The organism is Sphingomonas sp. M1-B02 (assembly GCF_026167525.1).
Lineage (GTDB): Bacteria > Pseudomonadota > Alphaproteobacteria > Sphingomonadales > Sphingomonadaceae > Sphingomonas.
Genome location: NZ_CP110679.1, coordinates 2,382,702 through 2,401,641 on the forward strand (window position 1 = coordinate 2,382,702; position 18,940 = coordinate 2,401,641).

An 18,940-nucleotide genomic window follows, 5' to 3' on the forward strand; every position below is an offset into this window, starting at 1 on the left:
ATGGCATGGGTAGCGCAGAATGACGAAGCCCCCGCGCGCCACCACCCGCCAGACTCCGAGGACCGAGCGTTCCGAGCCGCAGCGTGCCAACCGCGCGCGATCGGTTTCGGAGATGCTCCCCGATGTCGGCCGCGCGACCTTTCGTAAGTTCGGCTTCGTCCAGCATGCCGTGGTCAGCCGCTGGGCCGAGATCGTCGGCGAGCGCTATGCCCGCGTCTCGACCCCCGAATCGATCCGCTTTCCGCAGGGCCAGCGCGCGGAGGGGGTGTTGTCTCTGCTCGTGTCGGGTGCCCACGCGCCGATGATGCAGCATATCGCGCCCGAGATCATCGAACGGGTCAATCGCTTCTTCGGCTATCAGGCGGTCGCCCGGCTTTCGATCCGCCACGGCGACGTGAAACGGATCGAGAAGCGCGCGCCGGCGCCCGAGCTCAAGCCGCTATCGGCGGCGATGGGCGACAGCCTGCGCGGGATCGTCGACCCCGAGCTCAAGCAGGTGCTCGAAGCGCTCGCGGCGGGGGTCGCCAACAACGAAGCCAAGCCCAAAATCGGAAAGATCGACTGATGCGCATCCTCGCCGCCCTTGCCGCAGCCGCTGCCTTGCTGCTGGCCGCCGGCCCCGCCGCGGCCCAGACGCCGCGCCGCGCCGCCACCGCCTGGGTCAAGGTCGTCACGAAGACCCCCGAGGGCGGATACCGCCAGGGCAATCCGAACGCGCAGATCAAGCTCGTCGAATATGGCGCGCGCACCTGCCCCACCTGCCGGGCCTTTGCGATGGAGGGGATGGAGCCGCTGCGCCGCGACTGGATCGCCACCGGCAAGCTCAGCTATGAATTCCGCGACCTGCTGGTCCACGGCGCCCCCGATCTGGCGCTCGCCTTGCTCAACCAGTGCGTGCCGACGCCGCGCTTCTTCGACACGCTGGACCTGCTTTTCGTCAACCAGGCGCTGTTCGACGGGCCGCTGCACAAGATGATGGATAGCCAGCCTGCGGTCATCGAGGGCTATCAGAAGCTGCCCCCGGCGCAGGCCGCGCCGCGCTTTGCCGAGGCGCTGGGCATGATCGCCTTCATGAAAGCGCGCGGGCTGCCCGAGGCTCAGGCGCGCAAATGCCTGTCGGACCCCGGGCTGATCCGCGGCATCGCCACCACCCAGGCCGGCGGCGTCAATGCCGGCGTGACCGGCACCCCTTCCTTCTTCGTCAATGGCCGCCGCGTGCGGGCATATAGCTGGGATCAGCTGTTGCCCGAGCTGCGCGCCGTCGGCGGCTGACCCATTCCCTGGAGACCGAACCCATGCGTATCGCTTTTGCCCTTGTTTCCACTCTCGCGCTTGCTGCCTGCGGCGGCGGCGACGATAGCCTGCCCGTCACGTCGAGCACCCCGGTCGCCCCGATCGCCGCGCCAAGCGGGCAGAATTGGGTGGAGATGACCACCAAGACCGCCGACGGCTATCTGCTGGGCAACCCCAACGCGCCGATCAAGCTGATCGAATATGGCTCACGCGGCTGCCCGACCTGCGGCCGCTTCGCCGCCGAGGGCATGGAGCCGCTGCGCACCAAATATATCTCGACCGGCAAGGTCAGCTACGAATATCGTGACTTCCTGGTTCACGGCGCGCCCGACTTCGCGCTCGCCTTGCTCAATCAGTGCGTGCCGACCGAGGCCTTCTTCCCCGTGCTCGACCAGATGTTCGCCAACCAGGAAGCCTTCTACAACCGGACCGAGCAGCTGCAGCAGACCAATCCGCAAATCCTTCAGCAGCTCCAGGCACTTCCAGCCCCCCAGGCGGCGGCAGGCTTCGCCGAGGCGCTGGGTCATATCGAATTCATGAAACAGCGTGGGGTACCCGAGGCCAAGGCGCGCCAGTGCCTCACCGATCCCAAGGCGATTGAGGCGATCGCCAAGGTCAATGCCGATGCCGTGAACGTCCATCAGGTCGGTGGAACCCCGACCTTCTTCCTCAATGGCAAGAAGCTGGACGCCGCCGCCTGGTCGCAGGTCGAGCCCGCGCTCCAGGCCGCCGGCGCCCGCTAAGACCGCGCGGGGGGCCGCGGGGGGATGCAGATCAAGCGGCTCCGGCTGACGGGCTTCAAGAGCTTCGTCGATCCGGCCGACCTCCGGATCGAACCTGGGCTGACCGGGATCGTCGGCCCCAATGGCTGCGGCAAGTCCAACCTGCTCGAGGCTTTGCGCTGGGCGATGGGCGAGAATAGCGCGAAGTCGATGCGCGGCGCGGGCATGGAAGACGTGATCTTCGCCGGGACCGCGACCCGGCCCGCGCGCGATTTCGCCGAGGTCTCCATCCTCGCAGAGCAGGTCGGCGAGGATGACGAGCTCGAGGTCGTTCGCAGGATCGAGCGCGGGGCGGGCTCGGCCTATCGGATCAACGGTCGCGACGTGCGCGCGAAGGACGTCGCGCTCGCCTTCGCCGATGCCGCGACCGGCGCGCATTCGCCGGCGCTGGTCAGCCAGGGGCGGATCGGCTCGATCATCTCGGCCAAGCCCGCCGAACGCCGGGCGATGCTCGAAGAAGCGGCGGGGATCGCGGGGCTCCACGTCCGCCGCCGCGATGCCGAACAGAAATTGCGCGCGACCGAGGCGAACCTCACCCGGCTCGACGAAGTGATCGGCGACCAGGAATCGCGCGCCGCCGCGTTGAAGCGGCAGGCGCGGCAGGCGGAGCGCTATCGCGAGCTGTCCGATCGGATCCGCATGGCCGAGGCGCGGATGATCTTCGCGCGCTGGCGCGATGCTGCCGCCGCGTCGGATGCTGCCAAGCTGGAGGCGCAGGCGGCGGAGGCGGTGGTTGCAGAGCGCAACCACGCCCATGCGCAGGCGGCGGCGGCGCAGCAGGCGGCGGCGGAGACGCTCGCCGGGGTGCGGGCCGATTCGCTGGCGGTTCGCGACCAGGCGACCGAGGCGATGCACCGGCTCGCCACGTTACGCAGCGAGCGCGCGACGGTCGAGCGGCGGATCGCCGAGTTGAAGGATGCCGAGCGGCGGCTAAACGAGGATCGCGGACGCGAAGGTGCGCTGGCGCGTGATGCGGCCGAGGCGCTTGCGCGGCTTGAGGCGGAGGCCAAGGCGCTGGACGCCCGGATCGCCGATTCGACGGCGCGGATGCCGACGCTCGACGCTGCGCTTGCCGAGGCGGAACGCGCCGCGCGCGATGCAGAGGTGGCGCTTGCCCAGGCGCTGGCCGCACAAGCGAGCGAGGCTGCCGAGGCGCGCGTGGCCGAGGCAGCGCTTGCCGCGGCGCGGACGCGAGTCGAGCGATCGGCGCGCGACCAGGACCGGATCACTTCCGAGCGGCGGGCGCTAGGCGACCCCGAGCCGCTGCAGGCCGAGAAGGCGCGCGCCGCCGACGCGCGCGCCCAGGCGCTCCGCCAGGCCGAGACGGCGCGCAGCGGGCTAGCCCGCGCCGATGCGACCGAACGCGGCGCGATCGAGACGCGCGATCGTGCCCAATCCGCGCGTGCCGCGGCGCATGCCGAACTCACCCAGCTCGACAGCGAAGCCTCGGCGCTCGCCAAGGCGACACGGCCCTCGGGCAAGGACCGGCTGCTCGACAAGCTGCGCGTCGATGCGGGCTATGAACGCGCGCTGGCGGCGGCGCTGGGCGACGATCTCGAAGCCGGGCTGGACGCGGGGGCCGAGCGCCATTGGGCGGGGGCGGATGCGCTGCCCGGCGATCCTGGCGCACCGCAGGGGACCGCGCCGCTCGGCCGGCATGTCACGGCCCCGCCGGCGCTGGCGCGTCGGCTTGCGCAGATCCTCGTTGCCGAGCGCGACGAGGGCCAGCCGCTGGCGGTGGGGCAGCGGCTCGTGACGCTGGCGGGGACGCTGCGGCGCTGGGACGGCTATGTCGCCAAGTCGGGCGGGGCGGCGGCGGCGGCGCGGCTCGAGCGAGTCAATCGGCTGGCGGCGATCGAGCAGGCCAGGCCCGCGGCGGTCCGCGCGGTCGAATCGGCGGATGGCGAGCTGGCGCGGATCGACGCGACGATCGCGGAGGCGCGCCGTGCGGCCGGCGACTGCCGCCGCATGCTCGACCATGCCGACACCGCCGGACGCGAAGCGGGGCGGGCGGAGGATCGCGCCGCCGCGCAGCTGGAGCGGCTCGAGTCGCAGCGCGCCGATCTCGACGCGCGCGCGCGCCGTATTGCCGCGGAGCAGGACGAGGCGAGCGGCGAACTGGCGCGCGCCGAGGCCGCCAAATCCGCGCTCCCCGACGGAAGCGCCACCCGCGAGCGCGTTTCCGCGCTTTCGGGGGAGGCCGAGATCCGCCGCACTGCTTCGGCCGCTGCGCGTGCGGAGCGCGGGACCCTGGAGCGCGAGATCGGGCAGGCGCGCGAGCGGCTTGCCGCGGCGAATGCCGAAAGCCGCAGTTGGAAATCGCGGGCCGGCGAGGCTGCGCGGCGTAGCGCCGAGATGGACAAGCGCGCCACGGACCTTGCCGAGGAGAGCGAAGCGCTGGCGGGGCGGCCGGCCGAACTCGACGCGTCGGTCGCCGATGCCGAGGCTGCGACCGAAGCCGCCCGCGCCCAATCCGCCGCGGCGCAGGCTGCCGAGCGCGATGCCGAGGCGGCGCTTCGTGCGACCGAAGCGGCGGTTCGCATCGCCAATGAAGGGCTTTCGGAAGCGCGCGAGGCCCGGGCCGGGGCGCTTGCGCGGGCGGAGAATCAGGAGATGCGGCGGGTCGAGATGGGGCGGCTTTCGGGCGAGCGGTTCGAATGTCCGGCGCCGGTATTGCCCGAGAAGGTCGGCTTTGCCGCGGACAGCGTCCGCAGCCCGCAGGACGAGTCATCGGCGCATGAGCGGCTGAGCGCCGAGCGCGAGCGGATCGGGCCGGTCAATCTGGTCGCGGAGAGCGAGCTGGCCGAACTCGAGGCCGCGTTCACGACCAACGCCAAGGAGCGCGACGAGCTGGCGCAGGCGGTCAACCGGCTGCGCGGATCGATCGGCACGCTCAACCGCGAGGGGCGGCAGCGGCTGTTGGCAGCGTTCGAGGCGGTGGACGTGCATTTCCGGCGGCTATTCTCGACCCTGTTCAACGGCGGCGCGGCGCATCTCGAGCTGGTCGATTCGGACGATCCGCTCGAGGCCGGGCTCGAGATCATGGCGCAGCCGCCCGGGAAACGGCTGCAATCGCTGACCCTGCTTTCGGGCGGCGAGCAGGCTTTGACCGCGGTTGCGCTGATATTTGCACTGTTTTTGACCAATCCGGCACCGATTTGCGTGCTCGACGAGGTCGATGCGCCGCTCGACGACGCGAATATCGAGCGCTTCTGCGACCTGCTGGAGGTGATGACCCGCGAGACCGCGACTCGCTATCTGATCGTCACCCACAATGCCGCGACGATGAGCCGGATGCACCGGCTGTTCGGGGTGACGATGGTCGAGCGCGGGGTTAGCCGGCTGGTATCGGTGGATCTGGGCGGGGCGGAGACTTTGTTGGCGGCGGAATAGGATTGGGGCGGCTTAGCTTCCCACTTTTCGCGTGTTTTGGGGAAGAAAATTGCTGGGTGGGGATGGGTTGTTGCGCGGAGGTGCGACCGGTTCAAAGAGCGGTCGTCAGTGCAGCAGGTGAAAGCCTATTTGGCAAGCGCGTCCTCACCCTTCCCACTTGCTCCGCAAGCGAGCCCCTTCCCTCTCCCAAAGGGAGAGGGAGTTAGGAAAGAATCCGCTCGTACAGGCGGATATAGTTGTCGGCCATTGTCTCTACGGAGAAATGGTCTTGGACGCGTTTGCGGCACGCTGCGCGGTCGATCCCGCTGACCGCATCGACTGCCGCGATCGCTTCTTCGGCGGTGGCGACAAGGATGCCGGTTTCCGGCGTGATCAGTTCGGGCATGCTGCCGCGGCGAATCGCGATCACCGGGGTGCCGCAGGCCATCGCTTCGACCACCGACAGGCCGAACGGCTCGTCGAAGCTGATGAGGTGGAGCAGCGCCCTCGCGCCGCCCAGCGCCTTCAGCCGCGCGTCGCCGCCGATGGGGCCGTGATAGACGATGCGATCGTTCAGATGCGGCTGGACCTCGCGCTCGAAATAGCCCGAATCCTGAACGATTCCGTAGAGATCGAGGCGGCGGCCGGTTGCCCGGGCGACCTGGATCGCCTCCTTGGCCCCCTTGTCGGGGTGCATCCGGCCGAAGAAGAGCAGGTCTTCGCTGCCGGCGGGATCGAAGGGAAATTCGTCGAGGCGGATGCCGTGGTGGATCGTCGCGGCATAATCGAGGCTCGGATGACGATCGGCCTCGCTGATCGCGACGAAATGGACGCGCTTCTCGAACGGCTTGTACATCGGCAGGATGCGGTCGGACGAGAAACCGTGGATCGTCGTGACCATCGGCGTGTCGATCAGCGAGGCATAGGCATGGGCCGGGAAATCGGCCTGGTTGTGGATCAGATCGAATTCGCCGGCCCGGGCGAAAAGATGCGATTGGTGCGCATATTCCCAGACCTTGGCATCGATCGCGGGATCTTCCTCATAGCCGCGCGGGACGACGCCCGCGAGCGTGCCCGCGGTCTGCGAATCCTGCGTGGCAAAGAGCGTGACGTCGATGCCGCGCGCGACCAAAGCCTCGGTCAGCAGGCTCGTCACCAGCTCCCACGGACCGTAATGGCGCGGCGGGGTGCGCCAGGCGATCGGGGCGAGCATCGCGATCTTCATGCGAGGATATATCCTTCGTCGGGACCCAGGATCGCCGGATCGTCGCCGCCCTGCGCCGAGGCCACCACCGCCAGCCCCTCGGCCCATTCGGGGATCGAGAAGGCCTGGGGCCGGTCGCCGAGATTGAGGACGATGAGCATTCGGGCGTCGCCCAGGCGGCGCTCGTAGGCGAGGACGTCGCCGCTGCATTCGATGGCGTGATAGTCGCCGAGCGCCAACGCCGGGTGGGCATGGCGGAGCGCGAGGAGATGCCGGGTCAGGCGCCACATCGACCGGGGGTCATCGCGCTGGGCGGCGACGTTGCGGCTGGGCCAATCGTCGTGGAGCGGCAGCCAGGGGTCGCCGGCGGTGAAGCCTCCGTTGGCGCTCGCATCCCAGGCCATCGGCGTGCGCACCGGATCGCGGCCCATGCCGATGCCGGGCTCGTTGATCTCGCGCGGATCCTGGATGCGGTGGGGTGGGATATCGACATCGGCGATGCCGAGTTCGTCGCCATAATATAGCGTCGGCGTGCCGCGCAGGGTGAGGAGCAGCATCATGGCGATGCGCGCCTGGAAGGCGCCGACCCGCGTGGCGATGCGCGGGCGATCATGGTTGCCGAGCACCCAGTTCGGCCAGCCCCCGCCGGGGAGCGCGCCTTCATAGTCGTCGATCAGCGCCCCAAGCGAGCGCGCATTCCATTCGGCGCCGATCAGCTGGAAGTTGAAGGGCAAGTGGACGCCGGGGCGGTCTTCGTTGCCATAATAGGTCATCAGCCGGGGCACGGGCAGGTAGATTTCGCCGATCAGGACGCGGGCTCCATAGTCATCGGCGATCGCGCGCATCTCGGCGGCGACGTCATGGACTTCGGGCTGGTCGGTCGAGTGGAGCTGGTGGACGGTCGTATACTCGGGCTCGCCCTCCTGCCAGGCGTCGTTGGCGGGATTGTCGGGAAAGTCGGCATGCTTGACCATGTGCCACAGCACGTCGATCCGGAAACCGTCGACGCCGCGCGCGAACCAGAAGCGCAGCACGTCGAGCATCGCCGCGCGCAGTTCGGGATTGCGCCAGTTGAGGTCGGGCTGCTCCTTCAGGAAGGCGTGGTAATAATATTGGCCGCTGGCTTCGTCATATTCCCAGGCCGAGCCGCCGAAATCGCTGATCCAATTGTTCGGCGGGCCGCCATTCGGCGCGGGATCGCGCCAGATATACCAATCGCGCTTGGGATTGTCCCGTGAGGCGCGGCTTTCGAGGAACCAGGGATGCTGGTCCGAGCTGTGGTTGGGGACGAGATCGAGCAGGAGCTTGAGGCCGCGGGCGTGCGCGGCGGCGAGGAGCGCGTCGAAATCCTCGAGCGCGCCGAATTGGGGTTCGATCCCGCAATAGTCGGCGACGTCGTAGCCGAAATCGGCCTGCGGGCTGGGGAAGATCGGGGAGATCCAGATCGCGTCGATGCCGAGATCGGCGAGCTCGGGGAGGCGCTGCTCGATGCCCTTGAGATCGCCGATGCCGTCGCCGTTCGAGTCCTGGAAGGAGCGGGGGTAGATTTGATAGATGGTGGCGGACTTCCACCATATTTGGGCGGTCATTGTCCCACCCCAAGTTCGTCATCCCCGCGCAGGCGGGGATCCAGGGTAATGAAGGACTGCATTGCTTGGCTCTGGATCCCCGCCTTCGCGGGGATGACGGTGGAGGGTGCGGGGGTGACGGTGGGGCGTGAGGTCACCGGAACCGCTCCTTGGGGATGTGCGTGATGCGGCAGGCGAGGTCGGCTTCGCCGCTCGCGACGATATAATGATCGCCCGCATCGACCAGTCCGGTGGTGAAGACCACGGGGGTCGGCAGGTACATCTGGTGGGCGATCTCCGCGGTGAGCGCCGGATTGGCCTCGAGCAGCGGCACCGCATCCTCCTGGCGCAGGATCTTCGCGGGATCGTCCTTGTCGAGCAACGCCCAGAAGCTGCGATAGACGCCGACCGATTCCTTCTTCTCGACACCGTGGTAGAGCAGCAGCCAGCCCTCGGGGGTGAGCACCGGCTGGCTGCCGCCACCGATCCGCTGGTTGCTGGTCGTGCCTTTCCGCGCGCGGATGCCGGGGGTGTCGAGTGGCTTCCAGTGGAGTCCGTCGGGCGACTGGGCCATGTTGATCGACGGGCCGCCGAGCCACTCGCTGTGCTCGGGATAGGCGAAATAGACTTCGCCGAGCGGACGGGTGAGCGCCATATATTTTGCGCCGACCTTGCCTTCGAACAGCAGCATGTCCTTGTTCTGGTGATCGAGGACGATTCCGAGCAGTTCATAGTCGAGGCCGTTTTCCGAGCGGTACATCGCGGTGCAGTGGCGTTCGGCGGAGACACCGCAGACGGTCATCCACCAGCTGCCGTCGATCCGGCTGATCCGGGCATCCTCGACGCCGTAGTCGAGATAACTGGCGGTGGGGGCGATCGCTTTCTCGTAATGGATGGCGACGATCTCGCGGGCGTCGGCGCCGATCTCGACGGGGAGCAGCCAGGACAGCGAGGTGAGGCCGAGCAGGCGCGGGTTGCGATCCTTGAGCGCGAACTGGCGGGGGTCGCTTATGTCGATGCCGTGGAGGGGGTGGCGATCGAGGAGGTAGCCCTCGGGCGTCCAGCGGATCGCACGGGCGCAATCGCCTTCGACGGGCGCACGCAGCGCTTCGGCGACGCGGACCATCAGCAACAGGTTGCCGTTGGGGAGGCGGGTCAGGCCGGGGTTGAAGGCGCCGAGGACGTAAGTGGGCTCGTCGATCGACGCGCGCAGCGGCGAACGGGCGAGGTCGACATCGTCGGGCTTGAAGATCAGATAATCGTCGGACACGGTGCCCCCTTCGTTGCGCTGCGAACGGGGAACGGCGGCTGGCGTTCCATTGCTTCCGTCAGGTGGGGATCAGCCCCCGTCGCGCAGCTTTTCGTGATGGCGGATCACCTCGTCGATGATGAAGCGCAGGAATTTCTCCGAGAATTCGGGATCGAGATCGGCATCCTTGGCCAGCGCGCGCAGCCGGGCGATCTGGGCGTCCTCGCGCCCGGGATCGGCGGGCGGTAGGCCCGATTCGGCCTTGTAGCGCCCGACCTCCTGGGTGACCTTGAAGCGCTCGGCGAGCAGGAACACCAAGGCGGCATCGATATTGTCGATGCTCTGGCGGAAGCGGGCGAGCCTATCGTCGGACATCTTGCCCTCTTTGCCTGCCCTTCACGCCCACGCAAGCCTTGCCTTTATCGCCCGTCACCGCCAAAGCGCGCTTGATGAGCGCCTCAATCCATCGCCTGGGCTCGCGCCCCGAGCCTTCGCTTGAACCGATGCTCGCTTTGGTGGCGCACGACCTCAACCTGGTGAACGCGGTCATCCTCGATCGCATGCAATCGAACATCCCGCTGATCCCCGAGCTGGCCGGTCACTTGATCGCCGGCGGCGGCAAGCGGATGCGGCCGATGCTGACGCTCGCGAGCGCGCAATTGCTCGGCTATTCGGGCGCGCGCCACCACCGGCTGGCGGCTGCGGTGGAGTTCATCCACACCGCGACCCTGCTCCACGACGATGTCGTCGATTCGTCGGACCTGCGTCGCGGGCGCCGCACCGCAAACATCATCTGGGGCAATCCGGCGAGCGTGCTGGTCGGCGATTTTCTGTTTTCGCGCAGCTTCGAGCTGATGGTCGAGGACGGCAGCCTGAAGGTTCTCAAGATCTTGAGTAACGCCAGCGCGGTGATCGCCGAGGGCGAGGTCAACCAGCTGACCGCGGCGCGGCGGATCGACATCAGCGAGGAACGCTATCTCGACATCATCGGCGCCAAGACCGCGGCGCTCTTCGCCGCCGCCTGCCGCATTGCCGCGGTGGTGGCTGAGCGGGGCGAAAGCGACGAGGCCGCGCTCGACGCCTATGGCCGTAACCTCGGCATCGCCTTCCAGCTGGTCGACGACGCGATCGATTACGTCTCGTCGGCCGAGGAGATGGGCAAGGATGCGGGCGACGATTTCCGCGAGGGCAAGATGACCCTGCCGGTGATCCTGGCCTATGCCCGCGGCGACGCGGCGGCGCGCGCCTTCTGGAAGGAAGCGATTTCGGGGCTGCGCACGTCGGACGCCGATTTCGCCGAGGCGATCGCTCTGGTCCGCGCCAGCCGCGCGGTGGACGATACGCTTGCCCGGGCGCGCCATTACGGCCAGCGGGCGATCGACGCGCTGGGCGGCTTCGCCCCGGGCGCCGCTAAGGACGCGATGGTCGAGGCCGTCGAATTCGCGGTTGCCCGCGCCTATTAGACCTTCAATTACGGGTAGTTACGCAGTCGCACCATAAGGGATGCGTTAGGACTTGCGGCCTACTGGTCGATGCATGTTCCGAGTCTATACGTGTCTGACCGTTGAGCATGACCATCGATTGATCATCCTTGCCGCGCTGCTTTGCTTCTTCGGTGCGCTTACATCCTTGACCGTCGTCCACCGCGGCCTTGGATCGCAAGGCCTGCGCAAGACGCGCTGGCTCCTGCTGGGCGGGCTCGTGACCGGGATCGCGATCTGGTCGACGCACTTCACCGCGATGCTCGCCTTTGCGCCCGGCGTGGAGATTGGGTTCGACGTCACGCGGGCGGCGGGCTCGGTGCTTGCAGCGATCACGGTCTCGTCGATCGGCTGGCTGGTCGCGGCGCGAGCGCCGGGCTGGCCCTCGGCGATCGGCGGTGGACTGGTCGGCATGGGCCTGCTGCTGGCGCATTTCATCGACATGAGCGCGATGCGAATTGCAGGCAGGGTCACCTATGACATGGATCTCGTGCTGGCCGCGATGCTTGGCGGGCCCCTGCTTTGTGCGCTGGCCGGCTGGTGGCTCCGCAATCGCCCCGATCGGGGTATTCCGTTCGTCGCGGCCGCGCTGCTGGCCGCCGGCGTGTTGTTCCTGCACTTCGTCGCGATGGCGGCGGTCGGCATCTACCCCGACGGCCGCGCGCTCGCGAGCGGCCATGAGCTGGGCCTCGGCGAAGTTGGGGGAATCGTGGTCGGCGCGGCGTCGCTGATCCTGGTCATCGCGCTTGGCGTTCTCGTGCACGACCAGCGCATCGTTCGAATCACGGCCGAGGAGCGCGAACGGCTTCGCCAGAGCGAGGAACATTATCGCTATTCGGTCGAGCTAAACCCGCAAATCCCCTGGATCAGCGACCCCAGCGGCCAGATTGTCGAGATCAGCCCCCGCTGGAGCGAGCTGGTGGGAAGCACTCCCGGCTCCGCGCTGGGCAGGGGCTGGCTGCATCATGTCCATCCCGACGACGTGGAGCCGATCCTGGCGATCTGGCGGAAGGCGATCGAAAGCGGGGACGACGTATTGGCCGACGGGCGCTATCGGTTGCTGCTGCGCGACGGCAGCTACCGCTGGTTCCGCGCGCGCGCGCGCCCGCGGATTGATGCGCAGGGCAAGATCGTCAAATGGTATGGCAATCTGGAGGATATCCACGACCAGGTCGTCGCCGAGCAGGAACTGCGCTGGGCCGCGCACCATGACCCGCTGACCCAGCTCCCCAATCGGGTGCTGTTCGGCAAGCGGCTCGAAACCGCGCTGACCGCGTCGCGGGACGACGGCAGCTGGGTGGGGCTGATCGTCCTCGACGTCGATCACTTCAAGGAACTCAACGATACGATGGGCCATGCCGCCGGCGATGCCCTGCTGCGCGAGATCGCCCGGCGCGTGATCGAGCGGGTGCCGGCCGGCGCGACGATGGCTCGACTGGGCGGCGATGAATTTGCGATCCTCTTGACCGGCCTCACGGCGCAGCATGCGCGGTTGGAGATCGTGCACGATCTGCTTGCTGGTACCGGCGCACCCTTTTCGATCGACGGCCGTTCGGTGGAAATCAGCCTTTCCGCCGGCGCCGCGCTCGCGCCGCGCGATGGCGAGACGCCCGACGCCTTGCTCAAGAGCGCCGACCTTGCGCTCTACGCGGCCAAGGCCGAGGCGCCCGGATCGATCCGCGGCTTCCGCCCCGAAATGCGCGAGGCGGTCGAGCGCGCGCATCGGATGCTCGGCAATGCCCGCCACGCGCTGAACAAGGATCGGATCGTCCCCTTCTATCAGCCCAAGGTCTGCCTGCGCACCGGCGAACTCACCGGTTTCGAGGCGCTGCTGCGCTGGCGCGACGAGGAGCAGGGGCTGCAGGCGCCGATGTCGATCCGCGCCGCATTCGAGGATAACGACCTGGCGGTGCAGCTGACCGATCGGATGCTCGACCGCGTGCTGACCGACATGATCGGCTGGCGTGATACCGGCTGCACCTTCGGTCGAGTCGCGATCAACGGATCGTCGGGCGATTTCCTGCGCGGGAGGTTTGCCGAGCGCATCCTCGCCAGGCTGGACGCTGCCGGGCTGCCCGCGTCGATGCTCGAACTGGAAGTGACCGAGACCGTGCTGATGGGGCAGTTCGCCGAGCGCGTCGAACATGCGCTGCACACCCTGAGCGCCGCCGGCGTGCGGATCGCGCTCGACGATTTCGGGACGGGCTACGCCTCGCTCAGCCATCTCAAGCAATTCCCCGTCGACGCCGTGAAGATCGACCGCTCGTTCGTCTCACGGCTCACCGCCGCGGAGACCGAAGACAGCGCGATCGTCGGCGCGGTCATCGATCTGGCGCATAATATGGGAATCGACACGGTTGCCGAGGGCGTGGAGACTGCACTTCAGGCGGAGTATCTGATCGCCCGGGGCTGCGACATGGTCCAGGGTTTCCTGTTCGGGCGACCCGTGGCCGGAGCGCGGATCCCCACGCTGATAAGGAATTGGGATTCCTCGGCGATGCTGGAGCGATGCCTGCGCGCAAGCTGGGCCGACGCACTCCAGCAGCGACCGAACGTGGGTTGAGCCCTTCCCGCGGGTGCGGAAAGGGCTCGATCGCGGCGCCGCTCAGCTCGCGTTGGTGACCCCTTCAGCGGGAGGGGCAGGCACCGCGGCCTCGGGCAGTGCGGACGGTCCGTCGCGGTGACCTTCGCGGCCCCGGCCCGGGCCCTCTCCGCCGCGACGATGCGGTCCGCCGAGCGGACCCAGCGCCATGACCTTGCCATCGGGCTTGACCAGGAAGGCGGCGCGGATCGAGCCGCGATCGAAGCGGCCCTGGACCGTCACGGTCTGGCCGGGCGCCACGAGCGACGAATCCTCGCCTTCGCGCCCAGCATCGACCAGCGCGCGGCCGCTGCCGTCGGCCAGGATGAAGCGATTGCCATATTCCTCGACCACCTTGCCGCGCACGGTGACGAGGCTGTCGTCGTCGGCGAGCGCACGGATCGCGGTCGGCGTGGCCGGGGCCATCGCGACGCTGGGGCGGCTGTGCGACACGGCATAGGCGCCGCCTGCGCCACCCACGCCGATCAAGGCGGCGGCGGCGAGGATCAGCCCGAGCTTGCGCTTGCGCTGGGGGGTGTCGGCGGTTTCGATCGGGTCGGTCATGGCAAAGCTCCATTTGGTGTTGCGATGCCCGGCTTCTACGCTTGCCTCCCCACCCCGCGCTGAACCGGCTCGTTCAGATTGGGTTTGGCTTTCGCGGCTAGTCCGCCGCTCGAAAGGACGTCTGCATGCGGGTGTTGTTGGTCGAGGATGATGCGGCGCTGGCGAGCGGGATCGCCAAGGCGCTGCGTGCCGAGAATTTCGCGGTCGACGTCGCCACCAACGGCGAGGATGGCGGGCATCTCGGCGCAACCGAACGCTATGACGCGGCGGTCCTCGATCTCGGCCTGCCGATCCGCGACGGCATTTCCGTGCTGCGCGACTGGCGCGCCGAGGGCCGCGACCTGCCGGTGCTGCTCCTGACCGCGCGCGACGCCTGGTCGGACAAGGTGGAGGGGTTCAAGGCCGGCGCCGACGATTATCTGGTGAAGCCGTTTCGCATGGACGAGGTGGTGATGCGGCTGCGCGCGCTGGTCCGCCGCGCGGCGGGGCATGCGGCGGCGCGAATCGCCTGCGGACCGTTGTCCTTCGACGCCCAACTGGGCACGTTCGAACTGGAAGGGCTGCCGCTCAAGCTCACCGCGTTTGAGTGGCGCGTGCTCTCGGCGCTGATGCTGCGCCGCGAAGTGGTGGTCGAGCGCGGGGACCTGATCGAACGAGTCTATGAGGGCGATGCAGACGTGGATTCCAATTCGATCGAGGTCATCGTCGGGCGGCTTCGCCGGAAAATCGGGGCGGAGCGGATCGAGACGGTGCGCGGGCGCGGTTATCGGCTGACGGCGGGCGCGGCATGAGGATCTGGCCGCGCTCGATCTTCGGGCGACTGCTCGCGGTGGCGGGGCTGGCGATCCTCGCCGCCTTGCTGTTCGCAAGTGTGGCGATCGGCCATGTCCTCGAGCGATTCGTGATGCGCGGGCTCGACGATCGGCTCGATGCGCAGGTGGAGCTGCTGGCGCGCGCGGTGCGGCCCGACGGGACGCTCGATCCGGCGCGGGCAGTGAGCCTGGCCGATTTCGCCGAGCCGGGATCGGGCTGGATCTGGCAGGTCGATGGACCGAAGGGCGGCCAGTGGCGCAGCAGCGCCGCGCCGGAGGCGGTGATCCTGCTGCCGCGCGGGCCGCAGCGGCGCGGCGATCGCGGGCCGCGGCCGGGCGAAGGCCGCGATGCGCTGGGACGCATGCTCCATTCGCGCAGCTTCACCCTCGATACGCCGGCCGGGCCGGTGGCGATCAGCGCGAGGGGGCCGCGCCGGATCGTCGAGGGGCCGTTGCGCGAGGCGATGGTGCCGCTGCTCGTCTCGCTGTTGCTGCTCGGGCTGGGGCTGGCCGCGGCAACCCTGCTGCAGCTGCGCATCGGCCTGCGTCCGCTGCGCGCGCTGCGCGACGAACTGGCGCGGGTGCGCAGCGGCGCGATTGCGCGCGTATCGTCGGAGCAGCCAGTCGAGCTTGCGCCGCTTGTGGCCGAGGTCAACGCGTTGCTGGCGGAGAATGAGGCGGGGCTGGCCTCTGCCCGCCGCCATGTCGCGAACCTGGCGCATGGGATGAAGACGCCGCTGGCGACGCTGGCGCTGAAGCTTTCCGAATCCGGTCGCGACCCCGACGGGTCGCTCGGCGAGATGGTCGATTCGATCGATCGGCGGGTTCGCCATCATCTTGGCCGCGCGCGTGCCGCGGCGCCGGGCGGGGCGCGCGTGCGGACATTGTTAGCGCCTGCGGTCGCCGATCTCGTTCAGGCGCTGCGGCGGATCCACGCCGATCGGGGGATCGAAGCGACGGTGGCGGTTGCTCCCGATCTGGTGGTGGCGATCGATCCGCAGGATCTGGACGAATTGATCGGCAATCTGCTCGACAATGGCTGGCGGCATGCGCGCAGCAGCCTGCGCATCTCGGCTCAGGCCGAGGATAGCGGCCTTGCCATTACCGTCGAGGATGACGGCATGGGCATGGACGACGAATCGATTGCGCTCGCGCTATTGCCGGGCCGCCGGCTCGACGAGAGCGGCGACGGGCATGGCTTCGGGCTTTCGATCGCGCGTGAGCTGGTCGAGCTCAACGGCGGCAGCCTCCATCTCGATCGATCGCCCGCGCTGGGCGGGCTGCGCGTCGGGATAAGGCTGCCGATGCGCTGATCATTCCTCCTCGGGCGTCTCGTCGGCATCCTCATCGACGCCGAGGGCATCTTCCTCGTCGCTGTCGAGCTGTTCCTCGATCGCCTCGACAATCAGGTCCAGCTGCTCGTAGCTGGCGCTATATTCCAGCGTCTCGCCATCCTCATCCTCGAGATGCAGCGTGTAATCGCCTTGCGCATCGGGGGTGATCGTGAACTGTGCCAGGGTCTTTGCCATGTCTCATGCTCCTTCGCTTCGATTCCGCCCAACACGGGCTGAGGCAATTGGTTGCGCGCGATGAGCGATGCGTTGCCGATCTTCGCCGTTTTGCCCGAATTGCTCGCCGCGTTGCGGGGCGCGAGCAATGCCGTGCTGGTCGCCCCGCCGGGCGCGGGCAAGACGACGGCGGTCGCCCCGGCGTTGCTCGGGGAAGACTGGTGCGACGGAGAGATATTGCTGCTGTCGCCGCGCAGGCTGGCGGCGCGGGCGGCGGGCGAGCGGATGGCGGCGCTGGCCGGCGAGCCGGTTGGGCGCACCTTCGGCTATGCGACGCGGATGGACAGCAAACGTTCGGCGGCGACACGGGTGACGGTGGTCACCGAGGGGATTTTCGTCAGCCGCATCCAGTCCGATCCCGAGCTGGCGGGGGTCTCCGCCGTCCTGTTCGACGAAGTGCATGAGCGCAGCCTCGACAGCGATTTCGGGCTGGCGCTGGCGCTGGACGCGCAGGCAGCGCTGCGGCCCGACCTGCGGCTGGTGGCGATGTCGGCGACGCTCGACGGGGCGCGCTTCTCGACGCTGATGGGTGGCGCGCCGGTGATCGAGAGCGCGGGGCGGAGCTATCCGCTCGAACTGCGCCATATCGGGCGGGCGGCGGAGGCGCGGATCGAGGAATCGATGGCGGCGGCGGTTCGCGTGGCGCTGCGCGACGAGACGGGGGGCGTGCTCGCCTTCCTGCCGGGGGTCGCCGAGATCGAGCGGACCGCGGATCGGCTGGGGGATGTTGGCGACGCGGCGCTGCATCGGCTGCACGGGAGCCTGGATCCGGCAACCCAGCGCGCCGCGATTGCCCCCGATCCGCAGGGGCGGCGGAAGATCGTGCTGGCGACCTCGATCGCGGAGACCTCGCTGACGCTCGACGGGATTCGCGTGGTGGTGGATTCAGGCCTCGCCCGTCGCCCGCGCTACGATCGCGCGGCGGGGATGACCCGGCTGGTGACCGAGCGGGCGAGCCAGGCCTCGGTCACGCAGCGCGCGGGGCGGGCGGCGCGGCAGGGGCCGGGCGTGGCCTATCGGCTGTGGGAGGAAGCGGCGACCGCGGGGCTGCCGCGCTTCGACCCGCCGGAGATATTGGAGGCCGATCTGTCGGCGCTGATGCTCGATTGCGCGTTGTGGGGGGTTAGCGATCCGCGCGAACTGGCATGGCTCGATCCGCCGCCCGAGGCGGCGATCAGCGAGGCGCGGCGGCGCCTGACGGCGTTGCAAGCGCTGGACGGCGATGGCCGGCCGACCGCGCATGGCAGGGCGATCGCGCGGCTGCCGCTGGCGCCGCGGCTGGGGCATATGCTGGTGCGCGCGGGAGAGATGGGGCTGGCGGAGACGGCGGCGGCGATTGCGGTGTTGCTCGGCGAGCGGGGGCTTGGGGGGAGCGATGCCGATCTGGAGCTGCGGTTGCGGCGGTGGCGCGGGGAGCGGGGGCCGCGGGCGGAGAATGGGCGGAAGCTGGCGGCGCGGTGGGCGCATCTAGCTCCCCTCCCGCTTGCGGGAGGGGGGGAAGAAGTGGCGACCTGCATCGCCCTCGCCTTCCCCGATCGGATCGCCAGGCGGCGCGATTCGTCGGGGGAGACCTGGGCTTCGGCCGGGGGGCGCGGGTTTAGGCTCGACGGCACGTCCTCGCTGGCCCGCGCCGAATGGCTGGCGGTGGCCGAGACGCAGGGAATGGCGTCGGGCGCGCGCATTCTCTCGGCCGCGCAGATCGACGCGGGCGCAGTCGAGGCGCTGTTCGCCGATCGCATCGAGACGCGTCGCCACGTCCGCTTCGATCCCGCCAATGGCCGCATCGAAGCGACGCGCGAGCGGCGACTGGGGGCGATCCGGCTATCGAGCGGGCCCGATTCGGCGGCGAGCGCGGAGGAGATCGAGCGCGCGCTGCTGGAGGGCGTCCGCCAGCATGGGCTTGGCCTGCTGCCCTGGCCCGAGACGGGGCGGGCGCTGCGTACGCGAGCCGCTTATGCGGGGGTGGAGGCGCTGTCCGACGCAGCGCTGATCGCGACGCTCGACGATTGGCTGCCGCCGCTGCTGGCGGGCAAGCGCCGGCTCGATGTGATCGCTCCCGAGGCTTTGGGCGATGCATTGCGCGGCCATGCCGGCTGGGATGCGATTCGCCTGATCGACCGAATCGCCCCTGCCCGCTTCGAAACCCCCGCCGGATCGAGCGCGGCGATCGACTATGCCGCGGAGGCCGGGCCGACCGTCGAGGTGCGCGTCCAGGCTTTGTTCGGGCTGGCTGCGCATCCGATGATCGGAGCGACGCCGCTGGTGCTCAGCCTCACCTCGCCGGCCGGCCGGCCGATCCAGACGACGCGCGACCTGCCCGGTTTCTGGGCGGGGAGCTGGGCGGCGGTGGCGAAGGAAATGCGCGGGCGATATCCGCGGCATCCCTGGCCCGACGATCCGGCGGCGGCGCCCGCCACGCTTCGGACCAAAAATGCTGATGCAAGGCGCGGCGGGCCGCGCTAGGGG

At 69.0% G+C, this 18,940-nt stretch carries 15 protein-coding genes; 9 read left to right on the forward strand and 6 right to left on the reverse strand.

The window, feature by feature from the left end:
- The first annotated feature begins 19 nt into the window (after positions 1 to 19).
- From OKW87_RS11455 to smc, 4 genes are read left to right on the forward strand one after another with little or no spacing between them, the layout of a single operon-like run.
- On the forward strand, positions 20 to 565 hold the full coding sequence (locus tag OKW87_RS11455) for a DUF721 domain-containing protein (protein WP_265539617.1): 546 nt from the start codon (positions 20 to 22) through the stop codon (positions 563 to 565).
- Positions 565 to 1,272 carry a thioredoxin domain-containing protein gene (locus OKW87_RS11460; protein WP_265539618.1) on the forward strand — a complete coding sequence of 236 codons (708 nt, stop codon included), beginning with the start codon at positions 565 to 567 and terminating at the stop codon, positions 1,270 to 1,272. Before OKW87_RS11455 ends, OKW87_RS11460 begins: the two co-directional genes overlap by 1 nt.
- A 23-nt stretch (positions 1,273 to 1,295) precedes the next feature.
- Entirely contained in the window at positions 1,296 to 2,036 is a 741-nt protein-coding gene (locus tag OKW87_RS11465) for a thioredoxin domain-containing protein (protein ID WP_265539621.1), read from the forward strand.
- A gap of 24 nt (positions 2,037 to 2,060) precedes the next feature.
- Entirely contained in the window at positions 2,061 to 5,468 is a 3,408-nt protein-coding gene (smc, locus tag OKW87_RS11470; protein WP_265539622.1) for a chromosome segregation protein SMC, read from the forward strand.
- Positions 5,469 to 5,670: 202 nt separating this feature from the next.
- On the opposite strand, the gene OKW87_RS11475 is transcribed toward smc, so the two are convergent.
- The 4 genes from OKW87_RS11475 to OKW87_RS11490 all read right to left on the reverse strand — a co-directional run bounded on the left by OKW87_RS11475 (position 5,671) and on the right by OKW87_RS11490 (position 9,843).
- Entirely contained in the window at positions 5,671 to 6,672 is a 1,002-nt protein-coding gene (locus tag OKW87_RS11475) for a glycosyltransferase family 4 protein (RefSeq protein ID WP_265539624.1), read from the reverse strand.
- A complete protein-coding gene (locus OKW87_RS11480) occupies positions 6,669 to 8,240 on the reverse strand; it encodes an alpha-amylase family glycosyl hydrolase (protein ID WP_265539626.1) in 1,572 nt (523 codons plus the stop codon). The genes OKW87_RS11475 and OKW87_RS11480 overlap by 4 nt, the downstream gene beginning before the upstream one ends.
- A 133-nt stretch (positions 8,241 to 8,373) precedes the next feature.
- The gene (locus OKW87_RS11485) at positions 8,374 to 9,489 is read right to left on the reverse strand and encodes a glycosidase (protein ID WP_265539629.1); all 1,116 of its coding nucleotides are present in this window, start codon (positions 9,487 to 9,489) and stop codon (positions 8,374 to 8,376) included.
- 69 nt (positions 9,490 to 9,558) lie between these two features.
- Positions 9,559 to 9,843 (reverse strand): chorismate mutase, encoded by a 285-nt coding sequence (locus tag OKW87_RS11490; RefSeq protein ID WP_265539630.1) that lies wholly within the window; start codon positions 9,841 to 9,843, stop codon positions 9,559 to 9,561.
- Positions 9,844 to 9,917: 74 nt separating this feature from the next.
- Between OKW87_RS11490 and OKW87_RS11495 the strand changes: the two genes are divergently transcribed.
- Both OKW87_RS11495 and OKW87_RS11500 read left to right on the forward strand, forming a co-directional pair.
- Positions 9,918 to 10,931: a polyprenyl synthetase family protein gene (locus OKW87_RS11495; protein WP_265539631.1), complete on the forward strand. Its 1,014-nt coding sequence runs from the start codon at positions 9,918 to 9,920 to the stop codon at positions 10,929 to 10,931.
- A gap of 166 nt (positions 10,932 to 11,097) precedes the next feature.
- A complete protein-coding gene (locus OKW87_RS11500) occupies positions 11,098 to 13,512 on the forward strand; it encodes a bifunctional diguanylate cyclase/phosphodiesterase (RefSeq protein ID WP_265539633.1) in 2,415 nt (804 codons plus the stop codon).
- A gap of 42 nt (positions 13,513 to 13,554) precedes the next feature.
- Here OKW87_RS11500 and OKW87_RS11505 read toward each other — a convergent pair whose 3' ends face one another.
- Positions 13,555 to 14,094 (reverse strand): hypothetical protein, encoded by a 540-nt coding sequence (locus OKW87_RS11505; protein WP_265539635.1) that lies wholly within the window; start codon positions 14,092 to 14,094, stop codon positions 13,555 to 13,557.
- Positions 14,095 to 14,219: 125 nt separating this feature from the next.
- Between OKW87_RS11505 and OKW87_RS11510 the strand changes: the two genes are divergently transcribed.
- The gene (locus OKW87_RS11510; RefSeq protein WP_265539637.1) at positions 14,220 to 14,885 is read left to right on the forward strand and encodes a response regulator; all 666 of its coding nucleotides are present in this window, start codon (positions 14,220 to 14,222) and stop codon (positions 14,883 to 14,885) included.
- A complete protein-coding gene (locus OKW87_RS11515; protein ID WP_265539640.1) occupies positions 14,882 to 16,219 on the forward strand; it encodes a sensor histidine kinase in 1,338 nt (445 codons plus the stop codon). Before OKW87_RS11510 ends, OKW87_RS11515 begins: the two co-directional genes overlap by 4 nt.
- Here OKW87_RS11515 and OKW87_RS11520 read toward each other — a convergent pair whose 3' ends face one another.
- Positions 16,220 to 16,435, reverse strand: a complete 216-nt coding sequence (locus OKW87_RS11520) for a hypothetical protein (RefSeq protein ID WP_265539641.1) — start codon at positions 16,433 to 16,435, stop codon at positions 16,220 to 16,222.
- 60 nt (positions 16,436 to 16,495) lie between these two features.
- On the opposite strand from OKW87_RS11520, the gene hrpB reads away from it, so the two are divergent.
- The gene (gene hrpB / locus OKW87_RS11525) at positions 16,496 to 18,937 is read left to right on the forward strand and encodes an ATP-dependent helicase HrpB (RefSeq protein WP_265539643.1); all 2,442 of its coding nucleotides are present in this window, start codon (positions 16,496 to 16,498) and stop codon (positions 18,935 to 18,937) included.
- Positions 18,938 to 18,940: the final 3 nt, after the last annotated feature.